This is a genomic window from Flavobacterium terrisoli, assembly GCF_030167905.1.
Classification (GTDB): Bacteria; Bacteroidota; Bacteroidia; order Flavobacteriales; family Flavobacteriaceae; genus Flavobacterium; species Flavobacterium terrisoli.
Genome location: NZ_JARGNA010000006.1, coordinates 68112 through 88249 on the forward strand (window position 1 = coordinate 68112; position 20138 = coordinate 88249).

Sequence of the window (20138 nt, forward strand, 5' to 3'; positions counted from 1 at the left end):
AGCCAGCCGTTTTCCCGCTTTTCGGGTTACATGGTAACCGCTACAATCGGGGCTAAAAACAAACGCAATTGACGACACAAATAATGAAGTATTTCCACGAAAAAATCGAAGCCAAATGGCAACAGTATTGGGCACAAAACCAAACTTTCGCCGCAACCAATAATTCAGATAAGCCCAAGTATTACGTACTCGACATGTTTCCTTATCCGTCCGGAGCAGGATTGCACGTTGGGCACCCGCTGGGTTACATCGCTTCCGATATCGTGGCGCGTTTCAAACGCCATAAAGGTTTCAATGTGTTGCATCCGCAAGGCTATGATTCTTTTGGTCTTCCGGCGGAACAATACGCCATCCAAACCGGGCAACATCCGGAGAAAACTACTAGAGAAAACATTGTGCGTTACCGCGAGCAATTGGACAAAATCGGTTTCTCCTTCGATTGGAGCAGAGAAGTACGCACGTCCAACGCCGATTATTACAAACACACGCAGTGGATTTTTATCCAGTTGTTCAACTCCTGGTACAATTTAGAAACTGATCGTGCAGAAGACATTTCAGAGTTGGTTAAGATTTTTCAAATGGCCGGAAACGCCACCATTAAAGCGGTTTGCGATGATGATACCGAAATCTTTTTCCCTTCCGATTGGAATTCCTATTCAGAAGAACAGCAACAACAAATCCTTTTAAAATACCGATTGACCTATTTGGCCGAAACCGAAGTCAACTGGTGTCCGGCACTCGGAACGGTATTGGCCAATGACGAAATCGTAAACGGTGTTTCCGAACGCGGTGGTCATCCGGTCATCCGCAAAAAAATGACCCAATGGTCAATGCGAATTTCAGCTTATGCCGAAAGATTATTACAAGGTTTAGACACGATTGACTGGAGTGAATCTATAAAAGAATCACAACGAAACTGGATTGGAAAATCGGTTGGAGCGTCTGTTACGTTTAATGTTATCCCGAGCGCAGTCGAGGGAACTTCTCATAAAATTGACGTCTTTACAACACGTCCTGACACAATATTCGGAGTGACGTTTATGACGTTGGCACCAGAACACGAATTGGTTTCGCAAATCACCACTGCCGAACAAAAAGCAGCCGTGGAAGCTTATGTTGAAGCGACCGCCAAGCGTTCAGAAAGAGAAAGAATGGCCGATGTCAAAACCATTTCAGGTGTTTTTACAGGAGCATTTGCCGAACATCCGTTTACCAAAGAACCAATTCCGGTTTGGATTGGTGATTATGTATTGGCAGGTTACGGAACCGGAGCCGTTATGGCGGTTCCTTGTGGCGATGAAAGAGATTATGCGTTTGCCAATCATTTCAAAGGTCAAAATGGGATGCCCGAAATCAAAAACATTTTCAACCAGGATATTTCACAAGAGGCATTTGCTTCAAAAGATAATTTTCAATTGGTGAATTCCGATTTCCTAAACGGTTTGGGTTACAAAGACGGAACTAAAAAAATTATAGAGGAATTAGAAAAGATTCATCAAGGGAAAGGCAAAACCAATTACCGTTTGCGCGATGCGGTTTTCTCCCGACAAAGATATTGGGGCGAACCGTTCCCGGTGTATTATGTAAACGGCTTGCCACAAATGATAGCCGATGAGCATTTACCAATAGTGTTACCTGAAGTTGAAAAATATTTACCCACCGAAGACGGCCAACCACCATTAGGTAATGCCACGGATTGGGCTTGGGACAGAACGCAGAACGCAGTAGTCAGAACGCAGTTAATTGATAACGTGAATGTGTTTCCTTTGGAACTCAACACCATGCCGGGTTGGGCAGGAAGTTCGTGGTATTGGATGCGTTATATGGATGCGCACAATGACGCTGAGTTTGCTAGTCAAGATGCCTTAAAATACTGGGAAAGCGTAGATTTATACATAGGCGGAAGCGAGCACGCGACCGGCCATTTGTTGTACTCCCGTTTTTGGAACAAATTCCTAAAAGATAGAGGTTACGCACCAACGGAAGAACCATTCAAAAAGTTGATCAATCAGGGAATGATTTTGGGGATGAGTGCCATAGTCTATAGAGTTTCCGGAACAAATAAATATGTTTCGAAAAATCTCAGAAAAGATTATGAAACTGAAGAATTAAGAGTTGATGTAAATATTGTTAATGCTTCAGATGAAATTGATTTGGACAAATTAAGGAATTGGATTCCAGAATTTAAAGATGCCGAGTTCATTTTAGAAAACGGTAAATATATTGTTGGGCGTGAAGTTGAAAAAATGTCAAAACGTTGGTATAACGTCGTGAACCCCGATGACATTTGCAACGATTATGGTGCGGATACTTTGCGTTTATACGAAATGTTCCTTGGGCCATTAGAACAAGCCAAACCTTGGAACACCGCAGGAATCACAGGCGTTTCAGGTTTCTTAAAAAAACTATGGCGTTTGTATTTTGACGACAACGGTTTGATTGTGACCAATGACGAACCAACACCGGAAATGTACAAATCGTTACACAAAACCATCAAAAAAGTAACGGAAGATATCGAGAACTTTTCGTTCAATACTTCGGTATCGCAGTTTATGATTTGTGTGAACGAATTGGCGCAAATGAAATGCCACCACAGAGCGATTTTAGAGCCATTGGCGATTGTAATTTCGCCTTATGCGCCGCATATTGCTGAGGAACTTTGGTCGCAATTAGGACACGAAGGTTCCATTTCAACCGTTGCATTCCCAATTGTAAACGAAAAATACTTAGTAGAATCTGAAAAAGAATATCCGGTTTCTTTCAACGGAAAAATGCGTTTTACCATCAAACTGCCTTTGGATTTATCGGCTAAGGAAATTGAAGAAATTGTCATGGCAGATGAGCGCACCATCAAACAATTGGATGGCAAAACACCCAATAAAGTGATTATCGTTCCGGGCAGAGTGATTAACTTGGTAGGATAACACTCGAACTGACGATGCAAATAATAACAATCCCAAATTCAGCAAATGAATTTGGGATTTTTTTTGTAACCGAAAATCATATCTTCCGACTAATTCAGAAAAACTAAGAATATGAAAAAACACGAAATCCACACTGTTGTTGAAAAAGCAGGCTTTGCCAGTATGAAAGAAAGAAAGACTGAAAAAGTCGAACATTTTCTCAACGAAAAAGCCAATGCCGGTTACGAAATTGTCAGCGTTTCCTTCACCTATTACGAAGGAGCAGAATTAATTGCCTTTATCACTATTTGCCGATAAGTGACAAGCTGTCATTATCAATCCTTTGGCGTGTAATTTGATGAACTTTTAGAAACTAAAAATTACAAATCATGTTAGGATATTATATTTTAATCGGCTTGATTGCCTTAGTCAGTTTTGCCGTAAGCTCGAAACTAAAGAGCAAATTCGCAGAATACTCACACATCCATTTGCGCAATGGCATGAGCGGAGCCGAAATTGCTACGCAAATGTTGCACGATCATGGGATTTATGATGTAGAAGTTAAGTCGGCCGTAGGAGAATTAACAGACCACTACAATCCTACGAATAAAACAGTGAACCTGAGCGAAGGGGTTTATAACCAAAGAAATGCCGCTGCGGCTGCAGTTGCCGCTCACGAATGCGGTCATGCCGTTCAACACGCAACGGCTTATAATATGCTACAGTTGCGTTCCCAGTTGGTACCGATTGTAAACGTTTCTTCCACTTTGTCACAGTTCCTGATTATTGGCGGTTTGATGTTATCACTAGCCGCCGGTTTAGGTTTTGGGTTTTACATCGCCGTTATCGGTTTGGTATTGATGGCAATTGCAACAGCCTTTGCCTTTATTACACTTCCGGTAGAATATGATGCCAGTAACCGTGCTTTGGCTTGGTTGAAAAATAAAAATATGTTGAGCCAACAGGAATATGCAGGCGCCGAAGACGCTTTGAAATGGGCTGCGAGAACTTATGTCGTAGCCGCGATTGGAGCTCTGGCCTCGCTGCTATATTGGGCAGTACAAGTTTTTGGAAGAAGAGATTAAAAATAATAAACCCGTTACGAGAGTAGCGGGTTTTGTTTTATGGTTTGCTGCTGTTGCGAACACCCCAATCCGCTAAGGCAGTGAGAGCAGGAAGTAATTCGGCACCCGAATGGGTAAGACTGTATTCAACGTGTGGCGGCATAACTTCAACAACGGTTCGCAGCACTAAGCTGTCCGATTCGAGCTGTTTCAGATGCTGAATCAGCATTTTTTCGGTAATTGGCGGAATGGCTTTTTTAAGTTCGCTATAACGCAATCTTCCGTCTTTAAGGTTCCAAAGGATAAGCGGTTTCCAACGGCCGCCGACTTTATCCAGGGCAAAACTAACCGGACAAACAGCGCTGATGGTTTTGCGGTTTTCATTATTAGTTGAAGTTTCTTTAATCATTTTATAACATACTTTTAGGTAGGTACTTGTACAAAAGTAAGTATAAAATTAACTTTGTACAATAATTTTAAAAATAAAAATCATGAAATACGTTTTAACAGGTTCTACAGGAAATATTACAAAACCATTGGCTTCAACATTAATTGGAGCCGGACATGACGTGACCATCATTAGCAGTAATGAATCACGAAAAGGAGAAATCGAAAAACTAGGAGCAAAAGCGGCTATCGGAAGTGTATTGGATAAAACATTTTTAACCAATGCTTTTTCAGGCGCTGATGCAGTTTACCTGATGATTCCGCCAACCTTTAGTGTTAGCGATTGGCTGGGCTATCAAAAAGAAGTGGCTGAAAATTTTATAGCTGCTATTCAACAAAGTGATGTCAAAAACATTGTGCAACTGAGCAGCATTGGTGCTCATTTGGGCGAAGGCGCAGGGCCGATTGACGGCTTGGCTTATCTGGAAAAAAGACTCGATACCATTGCTGGAATCAATGTGGTAAAATTGCGACCTTCTTATTTCTACACCAATTTCTACACGATGACCGATATGATCAAACAGGCCGGGATTTTGGGCTCGAATTTGGGCAGTGCCAACCAACAATTAGTCTTAACACATCCAAGCGATATAGCCGATGCTGCTGCAAAACAGTTGCTGGCGCTAGATTTTAAAGGACAAAATATTGAGTATGTATCGAGTGATGTTCGTTCGTTTTCAGATATTGTAAAAGTAATGGGCGAAGCCATTGGGAAACCTGAATTGCCTTGGATCCATTTTTCAGATGAAGATACATTCCAAGGCATGACACAAGCCGGTCTTCCGGAAGTTTTTGCCAAAAGCTATGTGCAAATGGGTAAATCGATTCGGGAAGGATTGATTCAGGAAGATTATTTCAACAGAAAGGAGCAACCACAAGGAAAAGTAAAACTGGAAGATTTTGCCAAAGAATTTGCAACAGGCTTTAATAACTAAACACAGAATCCGCTATGAGAGTAGCGGATTTTTTATTTAAAGCTAGTTCCCGCTGTCCGCGTCAATCTTTTGCTGTCGCTTCGCAAGCTCAGCGTAAGCAAAAGGATTTCTGCTTCCATCGGGGCTAAAGAGTAAACCATTTTTCAAATCACCGAATCGCCAAATTACTACAATTGGATCTGTCTTTCAATTTGTTGTTCGAGAGAAATAAACGTTTCTGTTCTCGAAACACCATCAATCGGCTGGACTTTTTTGTTCAACAGTTGCATCAAATGCTCGTTGTCACGGCAAATGATTTTGATTAATATGGACCAATTTCCGGTGGTATAATGACATTCCAAAACTTCGGGTATTTTTTTGAGTTCCCGCACAGCATCCGAATTGCTCGAAGCCTTGTCCAGATAAATCCCGATAAATGCCATCGTTTTATAACCCAAAACCTTGTTGTCAATAATAAATTTCGAACCCGAAATCACACCGGCATCTTCGAGTTTGCGCAATCTTTGGTGAATTGCCGCACCGGAAATGCCAATCTTGTTGGCGATTTGCAGAATCGGTTTTCGGGCATCTTCCATCAGGTCGCGGAGGATTTCCTTGTCGATGCCGTCAATTTCTATTTGTAGTTGATTTATCTTCATATTCAATATATTTAAAGTAAAAATAGCAATTTACTTTACATATTAAAATAAAAAACCGAAATCGGTTAAGATTTCGGTTTTACTATAGTTGTCAGTCAGGGTTTAATTTCCAACCAATTTATCAGGATTGTAACCTACATAAGGCATTTCGGTTTCGTTAAAAACAATGCCGTGTAAGGCTAGTTCTTTCAAAATAGGTTCGTATACTTCTTTTTTGATTGGCAATTGTACACCAGGTGTTTTGATGTCACCGTTCAGGATATGTAAAGTCGCCATAGCAACCGGTAATCCTACGGTTTTGGCCATAGCGGTATAGATTTGGTCATCGCCAATGCAAACCATTTTGGAATCTATTTGTTTGCGCTCGCCGTTGTGTTCGTAGCCAAATTTGTGGTACATCACAATCATATCTTTGTCTTCCGGTTGTAAGGTCCATTTGTCGTTTAAGATACGCTCTAAAATTTGTGCCGGAGTTGCATTTTTGAGTCCAACGATTTTCTTTGCATTAAAGATATCGAGTTCCATTAATTTGTCCCACATGATGTCATCCTGTTCGATGCCTAATGCCATTCGGGTTTTCAATTCTACCGAATCTGAAGCGTGAAATGGTAAAAAAGAATTGATAAAATCACGATAACTCATCGTTTCTGAATTCTCCATTACATAAGAATCATCGGTCATGCCCAATTGGACAAACATGTTCCAGGCTTTTGAAAAACCAACCCTACGAATGGTTCCGCGGTATAAAGTCAGGATGTCATCCAGGCCATAAATGCTTCTGTATTTTAAAGAATCGCGATTGGCATAGCCTTCAAATTTTCCGTAACCTTCCACATGAAAGAATTCTGTTCTGCGGAATAATTTGTGGTACGGGATGTATTTGTATTTGCCTTCCTGAATAAATTTGGCTGCGCCGCCCTGACCGGCTAAAACCACATTTCGGGGCGCCCAGGTGAATTTGTAATTCCAAAGATTGTCATCCGATTCAGGGGCAATCAAACCGCCGCAAAAGGATTCAAATAAAATCATCGTCCCGCCTTTGGCGTGAATTTCGTCAATCACTTTCATGGCACTCATATGGTCAATGCCGGGATCGAGTCCTACTTCATTCATGAAAATTAGTCCGTTGGCTTTTACAGCTTCGTCCAAACTTTGCATTTCCTCCGAAATATAGGAAGCGGTAACCATATTTTTCTTGTAGGTTATACAGTCTTTTGCTACTTCAATGTGCATGTGTGCCGGTAACATTGAAATGACGATATCGGCTTTTTGAATTTCGGCCTGACGCTGTTCAACATTATTAATGTCTAAAGCAATCGGGGTTGCATTAGGGTGATTGTATGTTTTTCTTCTGGCCAATTCTATGGATAAATCAGCAAGGGTCACATTTAAGTTTTCCTGAGGGGATTTTCTTAAAAGGTATTTTATTAGTGATGATGCAGAGCGACCTGCTCCTATGATTAATATATTTCTACTCACGATTAAAAATTGTTTTTTTGGTGTTCATGAACCTGCGGTTTCATGCGTTTGTTTGTTACCTGCAAAGGTATGAATTTGAAATAAAAAAGCCCATCGTTTCAGATGAGCTTTTCGTTATTCTAAGCCTTCGAGTTCTTCGAGTTCTTTTTTCGCTTCCTGTTTGGTTTCTATTTTCTGTTGTTCAAATTGAGTATCTGTAGCGACTTCATCTTTAATTAATAAAGTTTTACCGAGAACTACAATCGAACACAACGCGCCGATTATCAATACAATTTTTGGAAATTTCTTTTGGCTTTCTTCTGACTTTCTTAAAGTCAATAAGCCAAAGATCAAAGCCAAACCAATCGGAAGGAACGCCAATGTGTCCATCGGTAAAATGGTAAAGGCAATGCCCAACGCACCAAAAACACAGGCTAAAATTAAAAACAGTTTTCTCATGATTCCTTATATTATATTCCCGTTGCTGAGGTTAAAGCCAATTGTCCTGTACCGACAGGAATGCTGAATTTCAATAGAGCAGGAATTTTTTTAGCATCGGCAGTCAGCCAAATCAGGTTTTTATCTTTTCCACGCAGCGCATCAGTTTTGGCGCCAATCGATAATTTATAACATTCTTTTTTGCCCAAGTTTCCTGCATTAACTGTTTCTTTTCCCATGTATTTCAACGTCACCGGAATTTGTTTTTCGTCGAAGACAATCATTAACGATTGCGTTTGTCCCACTTTGAATTTGCTGAAATCCATCGTTCTTACTTTGTACAAAAGCGAAATTACATCTTGTGTAGAACTGCCAATGGTAAAGGTTTTTTGGGTTTCAGGCTTCTTTCTTTTCTTCACCGTACTGTTTACCGTATTGCCTTTGAAAACATATTTTTCCTTTTTGGTATAACCGCCTTCGTCTATGCTTCTCTTGTATAAACTTGGTTTCAGATTCGCAGGATTGACATACGATTCATAGATATCCCTGATTTTGAAAAAGGAATCCCATTTGCTGTAAGTCGTCAGTTCACAATTCAAATGCAGATACGAGTTTTTGGCGGTTGCAACCGTTTCGGTACTCATGGTAACCTGTGCCAATTGTGTCATCAAACCGCTCATATTATAAGAGCCGGCAAAAACCAAATTTTCTCCGGGTTTGATGGTTTGACTGTATGTTGAAGTGACCGAACTTAAGATGAAAACGGCACTCAGTATAAAAAGAATTCTCTTCATAATGGAAAATTAAGGTGCAAATATAAAATTTTAAAAAAGGTAAGCGACCAAAAGAAAAGTGAAATTTCTTTATTGCTAACAAGATAACGGATAAATTTGCCAATTAGTATTCAAATCAAAAACAATGGAAAGAAAAATAACTACTGCAGCTGTCGTAATGGGAATGACAGCCATCATTTTAGGAGCTTTTGGCGCTCACGCCTTAAAAAAACATTTGACCGTTGCCGAGCTCGTAACTTTTGAAACCGGTGTTAAATATCAGATGTATCATGCGCTGTTTTTGTTGTTTTTGGGACTGACTTCCCTGACGACTGAAAAAGCCAAAAAAACCATCTTTCAGTTGGTGATTTTTGGGGTAATTTTCTTCTCAGGTTCGATTTATTTGTTGGCCACCAAAACGATAATCGGAATTGATTTCAAACCTTTGGGAATTTTAACACCTGTCGGCGGAACCTTATTAATACTGGGATGGGCTATTTTGTTGTGGAATATTCTGAAAGATAAAAGATAATATTTTAATAAAAAAAATAGTTTCTAAAATTTAATTTTTACCTTTGTCGCCTGATTCATAATACAACACAAACAAAATTTTATGGAGAACTACGCTCAAATTACGAAATCGATTTCGTTAGAAAAATACGGAATCAAAAACGTTAACGAAATCATCCACAATCCTTCTTTCGAAAAATTATACAATGACGAGTTAAATCCAAATTTAGAAGGTTACGAAAAAGGTCAACTGACAGAACTTGGAGCGGTAAATGTAATGACCGGTGTTTTTACCGGAAGATCACCAAAAGACAAATACATAGTTAAAGACAATATCACCGAAAACAGCATTTGGTGGACTTCAGACAAAGCGGTTAATGACAACAAACCGATCAATCAAAACACTTGGGAAGCTTTAAAAGAAACTACAGTTGACCAACTTTCAGGGAAAAAATTATATGTGGTAGATGCTTTTTGCGGTGCCAACGAAAATACGAGATTAAAAGTACGCTTCATTATGGAAGTGGCTTGGCAGGCGCATTTTGTGACCAATATGTTTATCCGTCCGACGGTAGAGGAATTGGCCAATTTTGGTGAGCCGGATTTCATCGTGATGAACGGTTCCAAAACTTCTTTCAAAGATTACGCCGCTCACGGATTGAATTCAGAGGTTTATGTGGCTTTCAACCTGACTGAGAAAATGCAGTTGATTGGCGGAACCTGGTATGGTGGCGAAATGAAAAAAGGAATGTTCGCGATGATGAACTACTACTTGCCATTACAAGGAATTGCCTCTATGCACTGTTCGGCCAATAAAGGAGCAGCTGGTGATGTTGCGGTTTTCTTTGGTCTTTCAGGAACAGGGAAAACAACCTTATCTACAGATCCAAAACGTGAATTAATCGGTGACGATGAGCATGGTTGGGACAATGAAGGGGTCTTCAATTTTGAAGGCGGATGTTATGCCAAAACCATTGATTTAAGTGCAGCCAACGAACCGGATATTTATGCCGCTATCAAACGCGATGCCTTATTGGAAAATGTAACGGTTGATGCTGACGGTGTAATTGATTTCAAAGATGGTTCGGTAACCCAAAACACCCGTGTTTCTTACCCGATTCATCATATTCATAATATTGTAAAACCGGTTTCCAAAGCAGGTCATGCCAATAAAGTGATCTTCTTAACCGCAGATGCTTTTGGCGTAATGCCGCCGGTTTCCAAATTGACTCCGGAACAAACACAATACTACTTCCTTTCAGGATTTACAGCTAAGTTGGCTGGGACAGAAAGAGGTGTGACTCAGCCAGAGCCAACCTTCTCAGCGTGTTTCGGAAAAGCATTCTTAACCTTGCATCCAACAAAATACGGAGAAGAATTGGTAAAGAAAATGGAAGAGCACAAAGCAACGGCTTATATGGTAAACACCGGTTGGAACGGAACAGGAAAACGAATTTCGATTAAAGATACCCGTGCGATTATTGACGCTATTTTAGATGGTTCGATTGAAAAAGCCGATTCTAAAGTAATTCCGGTTTTCAACCTTGAAGTGCCAACGTCTTTGCATGATGTTAATCCAGCGATTTTAGATCCTAGAGATACTTATACTGATGCAGCAGATTGGAATGCAAAAGCAACCGATTTGGCGTCAAGATTCATTAAAAATTTTGCACAGTATACCGATAATGAACAAGGGCAAAGCTTGGTAAAAGCAGGGCCACAGGTATAAAAAACTAACTAAACCTAACCTAACCAGTTGAGAAATCCCGCTTTATGGCGGGTTTTTTTATTTAGAATTTGGCCTTCGCCAAATAGGTTTCGAAATCAACATTATTCTTCTTGGCATCAAAGAACAATTGGAGCAATGCTTCTTTGGTTGTCACATTTTTAACCAAATTGTTAACCACAGTTTTATCGGTAGCCGTCTTGAGATAGGTATTGATTTTTTGGTTGAGTATAGGAACCAAATAGGTTTTATACTTTGGATTTGGCGAAGTAACATCAACTTCATTAATGATGGAATATGCTTTGTCATATTCTTTTTTATTGAAATATAAAGCAGCCAGATTGAGTTTGGCTTCATCAAAATTATTGGAGATTTTCAAAGCTTCATTAAACAAAGCCACCGCTTCATCCATTTTGCCGGTAGCTTGATAAGTACTGGCGAGATTGGTTATCACCTGAATGTTATAGGGCGTTAGTTGATACGCTTTTTCAAAGCAGGCTTGACTTTCCTCGATTCTGCCTTCATTAAAATGGGCAATGCCTTCATACCAGGTTAGTGGCATCGATGTATTATCCAATCGGTAAAAATAATTGTCTGCTTTTTGGGCTTCATAAATAATTTCGCTTTGGTTTTTATCGGCTTTGGCGGCATACATTTTTACAGCATGGTGTTCACCACTAAATCGATAAAAGGAAACTAAAAAGGAATAACCAATTGGAATCAACAGTGCAAAAAACAACAATTTGTGTTTCTTATCAGTATTCGGAATGGTTTTTAAATAGGCTGAAGCCACAATCGCAAAAAGCAGCATTACGATAACCTGATGCTCGATTCTTTCATAAGGGAAATCAAAAAAGGAAATAAGCAGATAACCAATTAAGGCGCTAAGAATAAAGAAGAATTTCCATTTCTCATGAGAGGATGTTGCCTGTCTTATCAATGAATATGATTGGTAGAAAATCACGCCAAAGAGAATTAGATAAGCCAGCAATCCAAGAATTCCCGTTTCACAAAGTATCCAGATAAAATCGTTGTGTGGCCGTTGCAAAGTGCTTTCGCCATTTACGATGCCATATTCGGTGAAATTGTTAAAGCCATATTTCGGAAATTGAATTTGCCAGTTGCCAATGCCGACGCCAAGTAAAGGATGTTCCTTTGACATTTGCATTGAGTTTTTCCAGAACAAGATTCGGCTTTCAAGCGTTTTTGAGTCGGATAATCGATAAAGGTATTGTTGTGTGATATCGGTTGATGAGGATTGCAGATTGGCAATTTTACTTTCGAAATAGAATTTGTATGATGCCAATGCAACCAACAGTAATGCGATTCCGGAAACCAGAAAATAGCGTTTTTTAATCGCAAAACGTTGTTTGATTTTATAGCAAACCAATAGGGCAAAGAAAACGAAACAGGCAATCAAAACGACTCTGGTTCTGATGGTGACTAACACAAATAATGTTGAAAGCAACGCAGCAAAAGACAAAAATCCCACTGCTTTTTTAGCTTGCTGTAATCCTATGCAATAAAACGGGATGCAGAGGAAAAGTATAGAAGACAATAGGTTTTTATTGGCTGCACTTCCTTTGATGGTTTCAATTTGCCTGAGCAGATGTTGGCCTTTTTGTGCCTTTTCAATGATGTCGAAAAAAGAGAATGATATCGAAATGAGGCCAAAAAGAATGGCGGCCAAAACGATTTGATTCAATCGGATAATATTGTTGTAAAACAGAATGCTGGTAATCACAAAAAACGAAAACACTACCGCGAGTTTGGAAAAAACGGTATGGCTTTCACCGACTATCGAGGACTGGAAAAAGGAGATAAAATTGAAAAACAAAAACCCGGTAACGGCATAGATAATGGGTGTTTTGAAATTGAAGCGTATCTCTTTTTTTTGGAAAATCAGAAGCCCAACCACCAGGAAAAGAAAAACCGTGAGCAGTATTTGTCGGGGAACCAAAACCGGATCAATGATGGTGTTGAAAAAAACTAAGGGCAATAACAGTAAAAATCCAAAATATAACTTTTCAATTCCTTTTTCGCCCATAATGATTTGTTTTAGCCTTTCAAAAATAAACATTATTACATAAAAAAAGTCCTGCTAATGAACTTAACAGGACTTTTTTGTGGATATATTTTAAAATCTATTTTCCTTTATTGGCGTCAGCGATATATTTTTCCAAAGCCATCGTCATCGAAGGTGTTTCCGGTGTTGGTGCTAAAATATCAATTCGCAATCCATGTTCCAAAGCTTCTTTTTGTGTAGTACTTCCAAAAACAGCAATACGTGTATTGTTTTGTTGGAAATCAGGGAAGTTTTTGAACAAGGATTTGATTCCGGTTGGGCTAAAGAAAGCCAAAACATCATAATAAACATCTGCCAAATCAGACAAATCACTCATTACGGTTTTGTAAAAAGTGGCTTGTGTCCAATCCACCTTTAAATTGTTCAGTGTTTGTGGCACGTCATAATTCAACTGGTCTGAAGCCGGCAACAAGAATTTTTCTTCTTTGTATTTTTTAATCAGTGGAGATAAATCAACGAAGTCTTTTTGACCTACATAGATTTTGCGTTTTCTGTACACTACATATTTCTGCAGGTAAAAAGCAATCGCTTCTGATTGACAGAAATATTTCAAATCTTCAGGAACTTTATAACGCATTTCTTCTGCCACTCTAAAGAAGTGATCCACAGAATTTCTACTCGTCAGGATTATGGCCGTATAGTTGTTGAGGTCAATTTTTTGAGCTCTAACGTCTTTAGCACTAACTCCTTCTACATGTATAAAAGAGCGGAAATCAACTTTTACCTTGTGCTTTTGTTGTAGTTCAAAATAAGGAGAATTCTCTACCTTGGGTTCTGGCTGTGACACCAAAATTGTTTTCACTTTCAAATTTGACATTCTTAATGTGCTGAATTTTTTGTAATCAAATAATATATAAAATAGTACGGTGCTATTTCAAGTGCGCAAAGATACAAAATAAAATAAAACAACTTCCCGATGATTAAGTTTTGATAAATCTTCAAAGAAACCAGATAAGCCAGCAGGTTTATTATTAAAATCACAGCAATAACGCAATAAATAAAAAGATTTGATGAGATATCGTTATAATACAGATAGATGTTTATCGGTAATAACAACAAACTGATAAACGTTCTGTAGCTAACTTTTTGTAAATTGAATTGTTCTATGAATTCTTCAATGTTAAAAGTGGCCGCTATGATTTTTTCGATTAGGAATTTGGAAAGGATAAAAACACCAATGAAAGTAAAAATCCGAATAAAGAGTATCCAATCTGTTTTGGAAACATAACCAAAGTGGCTCAGTATTAATTGGATAAAAAAGGAGAAGGAAATAATCTGAACGATAAATAAAAGTATGGTAAAACCACTCATCAAATGAGAAGTATCCTTATAGACCTTGATGTATTTATCCGAAACTAAAATCTTGAGAAAATCATTAAATCTGGTCTCAAAGGCAGTTCGGGTAATGGCAATTAAAGCAAACGAAAAAACAAAAAGATAGGTTGCCCAATCTTTGGCTTCTAAAACTCTCGGCTCTAAAACAGTTTCTATCATAATCCCGACAAAATTACTTTTTTTATTTGTTAAATTATTATATAATTATTAAGATTCTGCTCTGATAAAAAGTTTATTTTTGCAACCTAGTATGACTATATCTTTATGAGCGACGGCATTGTAATTATTCCTACCTATAACGAAATTGAGAACATCGAAAGTATCATTCGGGCTGTTTTTGCTTTACCAAAAAAGTTTCACATTTTAATCGTTGATGACAATTCACCCGATAAAACCGCAGACAAGGTAATCGAATTGCAGCAGGAATTTGGCAATCAATTGTTTTTATCCATCAGAAAGAAAAAGTCAGGTTTGGGAACGGCTTATGTCCATGGATTCAAATGGGCTTTGAAAAATGAGTACAAATACATTTTCGAAATGGATGCCGATTTCTCCCATAACCCAAATGACCTGGAAAAATTATACGCTGCCTGTCATGATGAAGGCGCCGATTTAGCCATTGGTTCGCGTTATGTGACGGGTGTAAATGTGGTGAATTGGCCGTTGAGCAGAGTGTTGTTGTCTTATTTTGCGTCTGTTTATGTGCGAATGATCACCGGAATGAAAATCATGGATGCGACCGCCGGATTTATTTGTTACCGAAGAGAAGTATTGGAAAAAGTAAATTTGAATGCCATCAAGTTTATTGGCTATGCGTTCCAAATCGAAATGAAATACAGGGCATTTGCCAAGAATTTCAACATACAGGAAGTGCCGGTTATTTTTACCGACAGGACCAAAGGACAATCCAAAATGAGTGGCGCCATTATCAAGGAAGCCATTTTTGGAGTGATTTCACTCCGATTCAGAAAGTTTTTAAACCGATTATAAAATACCCAAAAAATGAATACCGTTTTAATTAAGAATGCCAAAATTGTAAATGAAGGAACCATTTTTGAAGGCGATGTTTTGATTGAAAACGAATTTATTGTTGAAATTGCCGACAGCATCAGTCCAAAATCAGCCAGTTGCAAAATCATCGATGCCGAAGGAAGCTATTTGATTCCGGGTGCGATTGATGACCAAGTGCATTTTCGCGAGCCGGGACTAACCCATAAAGGCAATATCGCTTCCGAAAGCCGTGCCGCTGTTGCCGGTGGAATCACCTCATTTATTGAGCAGCCGAATACGGTTCCAAATGCTGTTACCCAAGAATTGTTAGAAGACAAATATCAAATAGCCGCGAAAACATCGTATGCGAATTATTCGTTTATGATGGGCGGAACCAATGACAATTTGGAGGAAGTATTGAAAACCAATCCGAAGAACGTAGCCGGAATCAAATTGTTTCTCGGTTCGTCAACCGGGAATATGCTGGTCGATAATCAGGAAACCTTAGAGAAAATATTTTCATCCACCAAAATGCTGATTGCGGTTCATTGTGAAGATGAAGCGACGATCAAAGCCAATTTGGAACGATATAAATTACAGTTTGGCGAAGACATTCCTGTCGAATGCCATCACTTAATCAGAAGTGAAGAAGCTTGTTATCTTTCGTCTTCCAAAGCCATTGAACTGGCTAAGAAAACCGGAGCGAGATTACACGTTTTTCACCTTTCGACCGCTAAGGAAATGGATTTGTTTACCAATAAAATTCCATTGGAGGAAAAGCAAATCACAGCCGAAGTTTGTGTCCATCACTTATGGTTTTCGGATGCAGATTATAAAACCAAAGGCAATTTGATCAAATGGAATCCGGCAGTAAAAACAGCCAATGACAGAGAAGCTTTGTGGAAAGCTTTGTTGGATGACAGAATTGATGTGATTGCAACTGATCATGCGCCACATACGTTGGAAGAGAAAAGCCAAAGTTATTTAAAAGCACCATCTGGCGGGCCGTTAGTCCAACATGCAGTCGTGGCTATGTTTGAAGCGCATCATCAGGGAAAAATTTCGATTGAAAAAATCGTAGAAAAAATGTGCCACAATCCGGCGAAGATTTTTAAGATTGAAAAGCGCGGTTTTATCAGAGAAGGTTATTATGCCGATTTGGCGATTGTCGATGCAAGTTTGCCTTGGAATGTGAAAAAGGAAAATATTTTGGCCAAATGTGGTTGGTCACCGTTTGAAGGTTATACTTTTAAATCGAGAATTACCCATACTTTTGTCAATGGAGAATTGGTTTATAAAAACTTTAAGGTAAGTGAAATACCTGTTGGGAAACGATTGTTGTTTGATAGATAAAAATAGTGGTATGAAGAGAATAGTTTTAATTGGTTTGCTGCTTTCATTGATTAGTTGCAACGATGCGGTTGAGAAACCCAAAAACCTGATTGAAAAAGACAAAATGATTGACATTTTGTACGATATCTCATTGCTTGAAGCGATCAAAACCCAAAATATAGACGGAGGAATCAGCAATAAAGAGGCTAATGAATACCTCTTTGAAAAATACAAAATCGACAGTACTCAATTAGCAGAAAGCAATAAGTATTACGCTTCTGATGTTGATGAATATAAAAAGATGTTTGGTGAAGTCAAAAGCAGGTTAGAAAAACAAACCAAAAAAATGGAAGGAAATGCAGCACCGAAAAATGAAATGCCAAATCCGGACACGCCGCAGGTACAGTAATTATTTTTGCTGTAAATCGATTACTTCTTCAATAACAGACTCAATGCTTTGGAACTCAAAATTCAATCCCGAAACTTCGGGATTTTTTATTTTCTCATTCGAAATAAAATCGGAAGACCATAATGCGTTGGCGCTATATTTAGACAAATGTCTTTTGGTCCTGAAAAAAGTCGAGATAAACCAATCTACCCGCCAGGCAATCGCAAGCATCCAGGGTTTGACTTCTATTTTTGGCTTTTTGGCTTTTTGTTTTTCGGCGATTTTAAAGATTACCTTTTTGAAGGTGAGGTTTTCAGCGACCAAAGTAAAGCGTTCGCCTGAAATATTGCTTTTCATCAACTGAATCATGATTCTAACCACATCAGTAACGCCGACATATCCGGTGGAACCCTTGGTGTAAAATGGAAAGCCTTTTTTAATTTTTGAGAAGAATGCACTGCTCAGCTTTTCCTTAAAACCGGGACCAAAAATAACTCCGGGATTGACAACCACTACGTTTAAGCCTTCCTGTTGCCCGCGCCAAATTTCCATTTCGGCACCATATTTTGAAATGGCATAATCGCTATGCAAGGCTTCGGGATTCCATTCGGTTTCTTCAGTGACTTCTCTTTCGTTTTGGGCCAAATCACCTAAGGCCGCAATGGAACTAACATGGCAGAGTTTTTTGATGTGGTAAGCCAAACAGAAATTGACAATATTAGCGGTTCCTTCGATATTTATTTTTCGGAGTTGGTCTTCGTCTTTTGGGTCATAGGAAATAAAACCGGCGCAATGATAAACGTAATCTATATTTTGAAAGGCAATTTCTAAGGATGGAATATCAATAATATCTGCTTTGACCCATTCAATTTTGGAAAACAAAGCCTCTTTATGACACAACTGGAAAAGTGATTTTGTCTTTTCTATGGATTTTTGACTTCGGTAAATGGAACGAACAGCAGCCTCATTTTCTGTCAAATGCAACAGCAAATGCGCTCCAACCAAACCAGTTCCGCCTGTAACTAATATCATATCGCGAATTTACGAATTTTGTTTTTCAAATAACCAAATAACCAAATGACCAAATCAACATTTATTTTATCTTTGCGCTCATTAGAATTATTACAATGAGGAATTTAGTTGAAGAATTACAATGGCGTGGTTTGGTTCACGACATCATGCCCGGAACTGAGGAGCAACTTTTAAAGGAAATGACCACGACTTACATTGGGTTTGACCCAACGAGTGATTCATTGCACATTGGAAGTTTGGTGCCGATTATTTTATTGGTGCACCTGGAGAAATTCGGACACAAGCCAATCGCTTTGGTTGGTGGTGCAACTGGTATGATTGGTGATCCTTCCGGGAAATCGGATGAAAGAAATTTGTTGGATGAAGCGACGTTGGAGAAAAACGTAGCCGGAATCAAAGCGGTTTTGTCCCGTTTTTTAGATTTTAATTCGAAGGCAGTCAATGCTCCGATTTTGGTGAACAACTACGACTGGATGAAAGATTTCTCGTTTATCAATTTTGCGCGTGATGTGGGGAAACGCATTACCGTAAACTATATGATGGCGAAGGATTCGGTAAAGAAACGTTTGAGCGCTGAAGGAGAAGGAATGAGTTTTACTGAGTTTACCTACCAGTTGATTCAGGGTTATGATTTCCATCATTTATATAAAACGCATAACTGCTTGTTGCAAATGGGCGGAAGCGACCAATGGGGAAATATCACTACGGGAACAGAATTGGTGCGCAGAATGAATGGCGAAGGCGCGAAAGCTTTTGCGATGACTTGTCCGTTAATCACCAAAGCCGATGGTTCTAAATTCGGAAAATCTGAAGGCGGAAACGTTTGGCTGACTGCCGATAAAACTTCGGTTTATAAATTTTACCAGTTTTGGGTTAACACGACTGATATTGATGCTGAGAAATACATTAAGATATTTACCTTTTTAGATAAAAATACGATTGACGCTTTGATTGCCGAGCATCAAACGGCGCCACATTTAAGAGTGCTGCAAAAGCGTTTGGCAGAAGAAGTAACGACATTGGTACATGGAAAGGAAGAGTTTGAAAAAGCAGTTTTTGCTTCGGGAGCCTTCTTTAGTCCGACGATGGATGATTTGAAAAAATTGGACACAAAGACATTCTCAGAAGTTTTTGAAGGCGTTCCGCAAGCGGAAGTAGCAAAGGCTGATTTGGAAAATGGACTGGATATGATTGCGGCACTTTCGGCTAAGACCGGTTTTCTGGCTTCGAATAGTGATGCGCGCAGAGAGTTGCAACAGAATTCGATTTCACTGAACAAAGAAAAAGTGGCTGCCGATTATTTAGTTACTGAAAAAGATTTGATTCACGGTCAGTTTCTGATGCTGCAGAAAGGAAAGAAAAATTATTATTTGATAAAAGTAGTATAAAGAAAAAGGAACCAACTCGGTTCCTTTTTTTATTCGCTCAAATCGATTTCAACTTTATTGGAAGTAAACCAGCCTTTGGTCAGGACTTTGTCTTTGAGGACTTCCTTTTTCTCTTCTTCGGTAAAATGGGACAAAAGTTCTTCTGTCATCAGGTTGATATGGAGTTCAAAAAAGTGTTTTTCCTTTTCTGAAATATAATATTCTATGACGTCATTTTTGTGGTATCGTTCTTTATTCCAAGACAAAACAGTAGTAAAATGTTTGGTCTCTTTTGGGGCCAATTTTTGAATGTTTTCCAAAAAACCTTCTTTTCTCGATTGGGATAACTGTTCCGGCGTTCGGCTTTCGACGTAGTTCATCAAAGAATCCCTGTACTTGTTCAGTTCTGCCTCGTCTTTGAAAACGCGGCTTAATTGGTTTGTAAAAATCCAGTTGACATCAATGGAAGTTTCATTTTCATAGACTTTATAATAAGGATTTGGCCTCAAGGAACCGCCGCCAATAGGAACGATATGCGTTGTGTCTAAAACAAAAGCAATGGGCTTTTCCGTCAGATTGGTGATGTGGTAGTGCAATGTAAATTTTCGGCTATGGTCATCATTATCTACGGTTTTAATCGCATCGATTTTCAATTCAATTGGTTTGGATTGGGAAAAAGTAGTAATGGAAAAGAGTAAAATGATTAAGTATTTCAA

20 protein-coding genes are annotated in these 20138 nt (G+C 38.9%); 10 read left to right on the forward strand and 10 right to left on the reverse strand.

The features are described from left to right. Positions 1-83: 83 nt before the first annotated feature. From leuS to P1K33_RS09365, 3 genes are all read left to right on the forward strand, one after another. On the forward strand, positions 84-2924 hold the full coding sequence (leuS, locus tag P1K33_RS09355; RefSeq protein ID WP_284652904.1) for a leucine--tRNA ligase: 2841 nt from the start codon (positions 84-86) through the stop codon (positions 2922-2924). A gap of 111 nt (positions 2925-3035) precedes the next feature. After that, complete coding sequence (locus P1K33_RS09360; RefSeq protein ID WP_284652690.1) at positions 3036-3221, forward strand: hypothetical protein; 186 nt, start codon at positions 3036-3038, stop codon at positions 3219-3221. A 71-nt stretch (positions 3222-3292) separates the two neighbouring features. Next, positions 3293-3988, forward strand: a complete 696-nt coding sequence (locus P1K33_RS09365; protein ID WP_284652691.1) for a zinc metallopeptidase — start codon at positions 3293-3295, stop codon at positions 3986-3988. A 37-nt stretch (positions 3989-4025) separates the two neighbouring features. Here P1K33_RS09365 and P1K33_RS09370 read toward each other — a convergent pair whose 3' ends face one another. Then, complete coding sequence (locus P1K33_RS09370; protein WP_284652692.1) at positions 4026-4376, reverse strand: winged helix-turn-helix transcriptional regulator; 351 nt, start codon at positions 4374-4376, stop codon at positions 4026-4028. A gap of 82 nt (positions 4377-4458) precedes the next feature. Between P1K33_RS09370 and P1K33_RS09375 the strand changes: the two genes are divergently transcribed. Next, positions 4459-5349: an NAD(P)H-binding protein gene (locus P1K33_RS09375; protein ID WP_284652693.1), complete on the forward strand. Its 891-nt coding sequence runs from the start codon at positions 4459-4461 to the stop codon at positions 5347-5349. Positions 5350-5516: 167 nt separating this feature from the next. On the opposite strand, the gene P1K33_RS09380 is transcribed toward P1K33_RS09375, so the two are convergent. From P1K33_RS09380 to P1K33_RS09395, 4 genes are all read right to left on the reverse strand, one after another. After that, positions 5517-5987, reverse strand: coding sequence for an Lrp/AsnC family transcriptional regulator (locus P1K33_RS09380; protein ID WP_284652695.1), 471 nt, complete (start codon positions 5985-5987; stop codon positions 5517-5519). 102 nt (positions 5988-6089) lie between these two features. Continuing rightward, positions 6090-7466 (reverse strand): saccharopine dehydrogenase family protein, encoded by a 1377-nt coding sequence (locus P1K33_RS09385; protein WP_284652696.1) that lies wholly within the window; start codon positions 7464-7466, stop codon positions 6090-6092. A gap of 114 nt (positions 7467-7580) precedes the next feature. Beyond that, positions 7581-7904, reverse strand: a complete 324-nt coding sequence (locus tag P1K33_RS09390) for a hypothetical protein (RefSeq protein WP_284652697.1) — start codon at positions 7902-7904, stop codon at positions 7581-7583. A gap of 11 nt (positions 7905-7915) precedes the next feature. Next, the gene (locus tag P1K33_RS09395) at positions 7916-8677 is read right to left on the reverse strand and encodes a DUF3108 domain-containing protein (RefSeq protein WP_284652698.1); all 762 of its coding nucleotides are present in this window, start codon (positions 8675-8677) and stop codon (positions 7916-7918) included. Positions 8678-8801: 124 nt separating this feature from the next. Between P1K33_RS09395 and P1K33_RS09400 the strand changes: the two genes are divergently transcribed. Together P1K33_RS09400 and pckA are read left to right on the forward strand one after the other, a co-directional pair. Then, entirely contained in the window at positions 8802-9188 is a 387-nt protein-coding gene (locus P1K33_RS09400; RefSeq protein ID WP_284652699.1) for a DUF423 domain-containing protein, read from the forward strand. Between the two features lie 81 nt (positions 9189-9269). Next, the gene (pckA, locus tag P1K33_RS09405; RefSeq protein WP_284652701.1) at positions 9270-10895 is read left to right on the forward strand and encodes a phosphoenolpyruvate carboxykinase (ATP); all 1626 of its coding nucleotides are present in this window, start codon (positions 9270-9272) and stop codon (positions 10893-10895) included. A 61-nt stretch (positions 10896-10956) separates the two neighbouring features. On the opposite strand, the gene P1K33_RS09410 is transcribed toward pckA, so the two are convergent. From P1K33_RS09410 to P1K33_RS09420, 3 genes are all read right to left on the reverse strand, one after another. Continuing rightward, positions 10957-12939: an O-antigen ligase family protein gene (locus P1K33_RS09410; RefSeq protein ID WP_284652702.1), complete on the reverse strand. Its 1983-nt coding sequence runs from the start codon at positions 12937-12939 to the stop codon at positions 10957-10959. Positions 12940-13036: 97 nt separating this feature from the next. Next, on the reverse strand, positions 13037-13786 hold the full coding sequence (locus P1K33_RS09415) for a uroporphyrinogen-III synthase (RefSeq protein ID WP_121314971.1): 750 nt from the start codon (positions 13784-13786) through the stop codon (positions 13037-13039). Between the two features lie 11 nt (positions 13787-13797). Further along, complete coding sequence (locus tag P1K33_RS09420) at positions 13798-14472, reverse strand: DUF4271 domain-containing protein (protein ID WP_284652703.1); 675 nt, start codon at positions 14470-14472, stop codon at positions 13798-13800. Positions 14473-14577: 105 nt separating this feature from the next. Between P1K33_RS09420 and P1K33_RS09425 the strand changes: the two genes are divergently transcribed. From P1K33_RS09425 to P1K33_RS09435, 3 genes are read left to right on the forward strand one after another with little or no spacing between them, the layout of a single operon-like run. Beyond that, entirely contained in the window at positions 14578-15303 is a 726-nt protein-coding gene (locus P1K33_RS09425) for a polyprenol monophosphomannose synthase (RefSeq protein WP_284652704.1), read from the forward strand. A gap of 12 nt (positions 15304-15315) precedes the next feature. Beyond that, positions 15316-16656, forward strand: coding sequence for a dihydroorotase (locus P1K33_RS09430; protein ID WP_284652705.1), 1341 nt, complete (start codon positions 15316-15318; stop codon positions 16654-16656). 10 nt (positions 16657-16666) lie between these two features. Continuing rightward, positions 16667-17044, forward strand: coding sequence for a DUF4296 domain-containing protein (locus tag P1K33_RS09435; protein ID WP_284652706.1), 378 nt, complete (start codon positions 16667-16669; stop codon positions 17042-17044). Here the strand turns inward: P1K33_RS09435 and P1K33_RS09440 are convergent, their stop codons facing one another. Beyond that, positions 17045-18055 (reverse strand): NAD-dependent epimerase/dehydratase family protein, encoded by a 1011-nt coding sequence (locus tag P1K33_RS09440; protein ID WP_284652707.1) that lies wholly within the window; start codon positions 18053-18055, stop codon positions 17045-17047. A 95-nt stretch (positions 18056-18150) separates the two neighbouring features. Here P1K33_RS09440 and tyrS point away from each other — a divergent pair, with 95 nt between their 5' ends. Further along, a complete protein-coding gene (tyrS, locus tag P1K33_RS09445) occupies positions 18151-19443 on the forward strand; it encodes a tyrosine--tRNA ligase (RefSeq protein WP_284652708.1) in 1293 nt (430 codons plus the stop codon). A gap of 29 nt (positions 19444-19472) precedes the next feature. Here tyrS and P1K33_RS09450 read toward each other — a convergent pair whose 3' ends face one another. Next, the gene (locus P1K33_RS09450; RefSeq protein WP_284652709.1) at positions 19473-20138 is read right to left on the reverse strand and encodes a hypothetical protein; all 666 of its coding nucleotides are present in this window, start codon (positions 20136-20138) and stop codon (positions 19473-19475) included.

Coding starts and splice junctions, on each gene's coding strand:
- P1K33_RS09435 (WP_284652706.1), top strand. CDS start 16,667: ATGAAGAGAATAGTTTTAATTGGTTTGCTGCTTTCATTGATTAGTTGC.
- P1K33_RS09420 (WP_284652703.1), bottom strand. CDS start 14,472: ATGATAGAAACTGTTTTAGAGCCGAGAGTTTTAGAAGCCAAAGATTGG.
- pckA (WP_284652701.1), top strand. CDS start 9,270: ATGGAGAACTACGCTCAAATTACGAAATCGATTTCGTTAGAAAAATAC.
- P1K33_RS09425 (WP_284652704.1), top strand. CDS start 14,578: ATGAGCGACGGCATTGTAATTATTCCTACCTATAACGAAATTGAGAAC.
- P1K33_RS09380 (WP_284652695.1), bottom strand. CDS start 5,987: ATGAAGATAAATCAACTACAAATAGAAATTGACGGCATCGACAAGGAA.
- P1K33_RS09400 (WP_284652699.1), top strand. CDS start 8,802: ATGGAAAGAAAAATAACTACTGCAGCTGTCGTAATGGGAATGACAGCC.
- P1K33_RS09375 (WP_284652693.1), top strand. CDS start 4,459: ATGAAATACGTTTTAACAGGTTCTACAGGAAATATTACAAAACCATTG.
- P1K33_RS09430 (WP_284652705.1), top strand. CDS start 15,316: ATGAATACCGTTTTAATTAAGAATGCCAAAATTGTAAATGAAGGAACC.
- P1K33_RS09370 (WP_284652692.1), bottom strand. CDS start 4,376: ATGATTAAAGAAACTTCAACTAATAATGAAAACCGCAAAACCATCAGC.
- P1K33_RS09360 (WP_284652690.1), top strand. CDS start 3,036: ATGAAAAAACACGAAATCCACACTGTTGTTGAAAAAGCAGGCTTTGCC.
- P1K33_RS09410 (WP_284652702.1), bottom strand. CDS start 12,939: ATGGGCGAAAAAGGAATTGAAAAGTTATATTTTGGATTTTTACTGTTA.
- leuS (WP_284652904.1), top strand. CDS start 84: ATGAAGTATTTCCACGAAAAAATCGAAGCCAAATGGCAACAGTATTGG.
- P1K33_RS09395 (WP_284652698.1), bottom strand. CDS start 8,677: ATGAAGAGAATTCTTTTTATACTGAGTGCCGTTTTCATCTTAAGTTCG.
- P1K33_RS09365 (WP_284652691.1), top strand. CDS start 3,293: ATGTTAGGATATTATATTTTAATCGGCTTGATTGCCTTAGTCAGTTTT.
- tyrS (WP_284652708.1), top strand. CDS start 18,151: ATGAGGAATTTAGTTGAAGAATTACAATGGCGTGGTTTGGTTCACGAC.
- P1K33_RS09440 (WP_284652707.1), bottom strand. CDS start 18,055: ATGATATTAGTTACAGGCGGAACTGGTTTGGTTGGAGCGCATTTGCTG.
- P1K33_RS09390 (WP_284652697.1), bottom strand. CDS start 7,904: ATGAGAAAACTGTTTTTAATTTTAGCCTGTGTTTTTGGTGCGTTGGGC.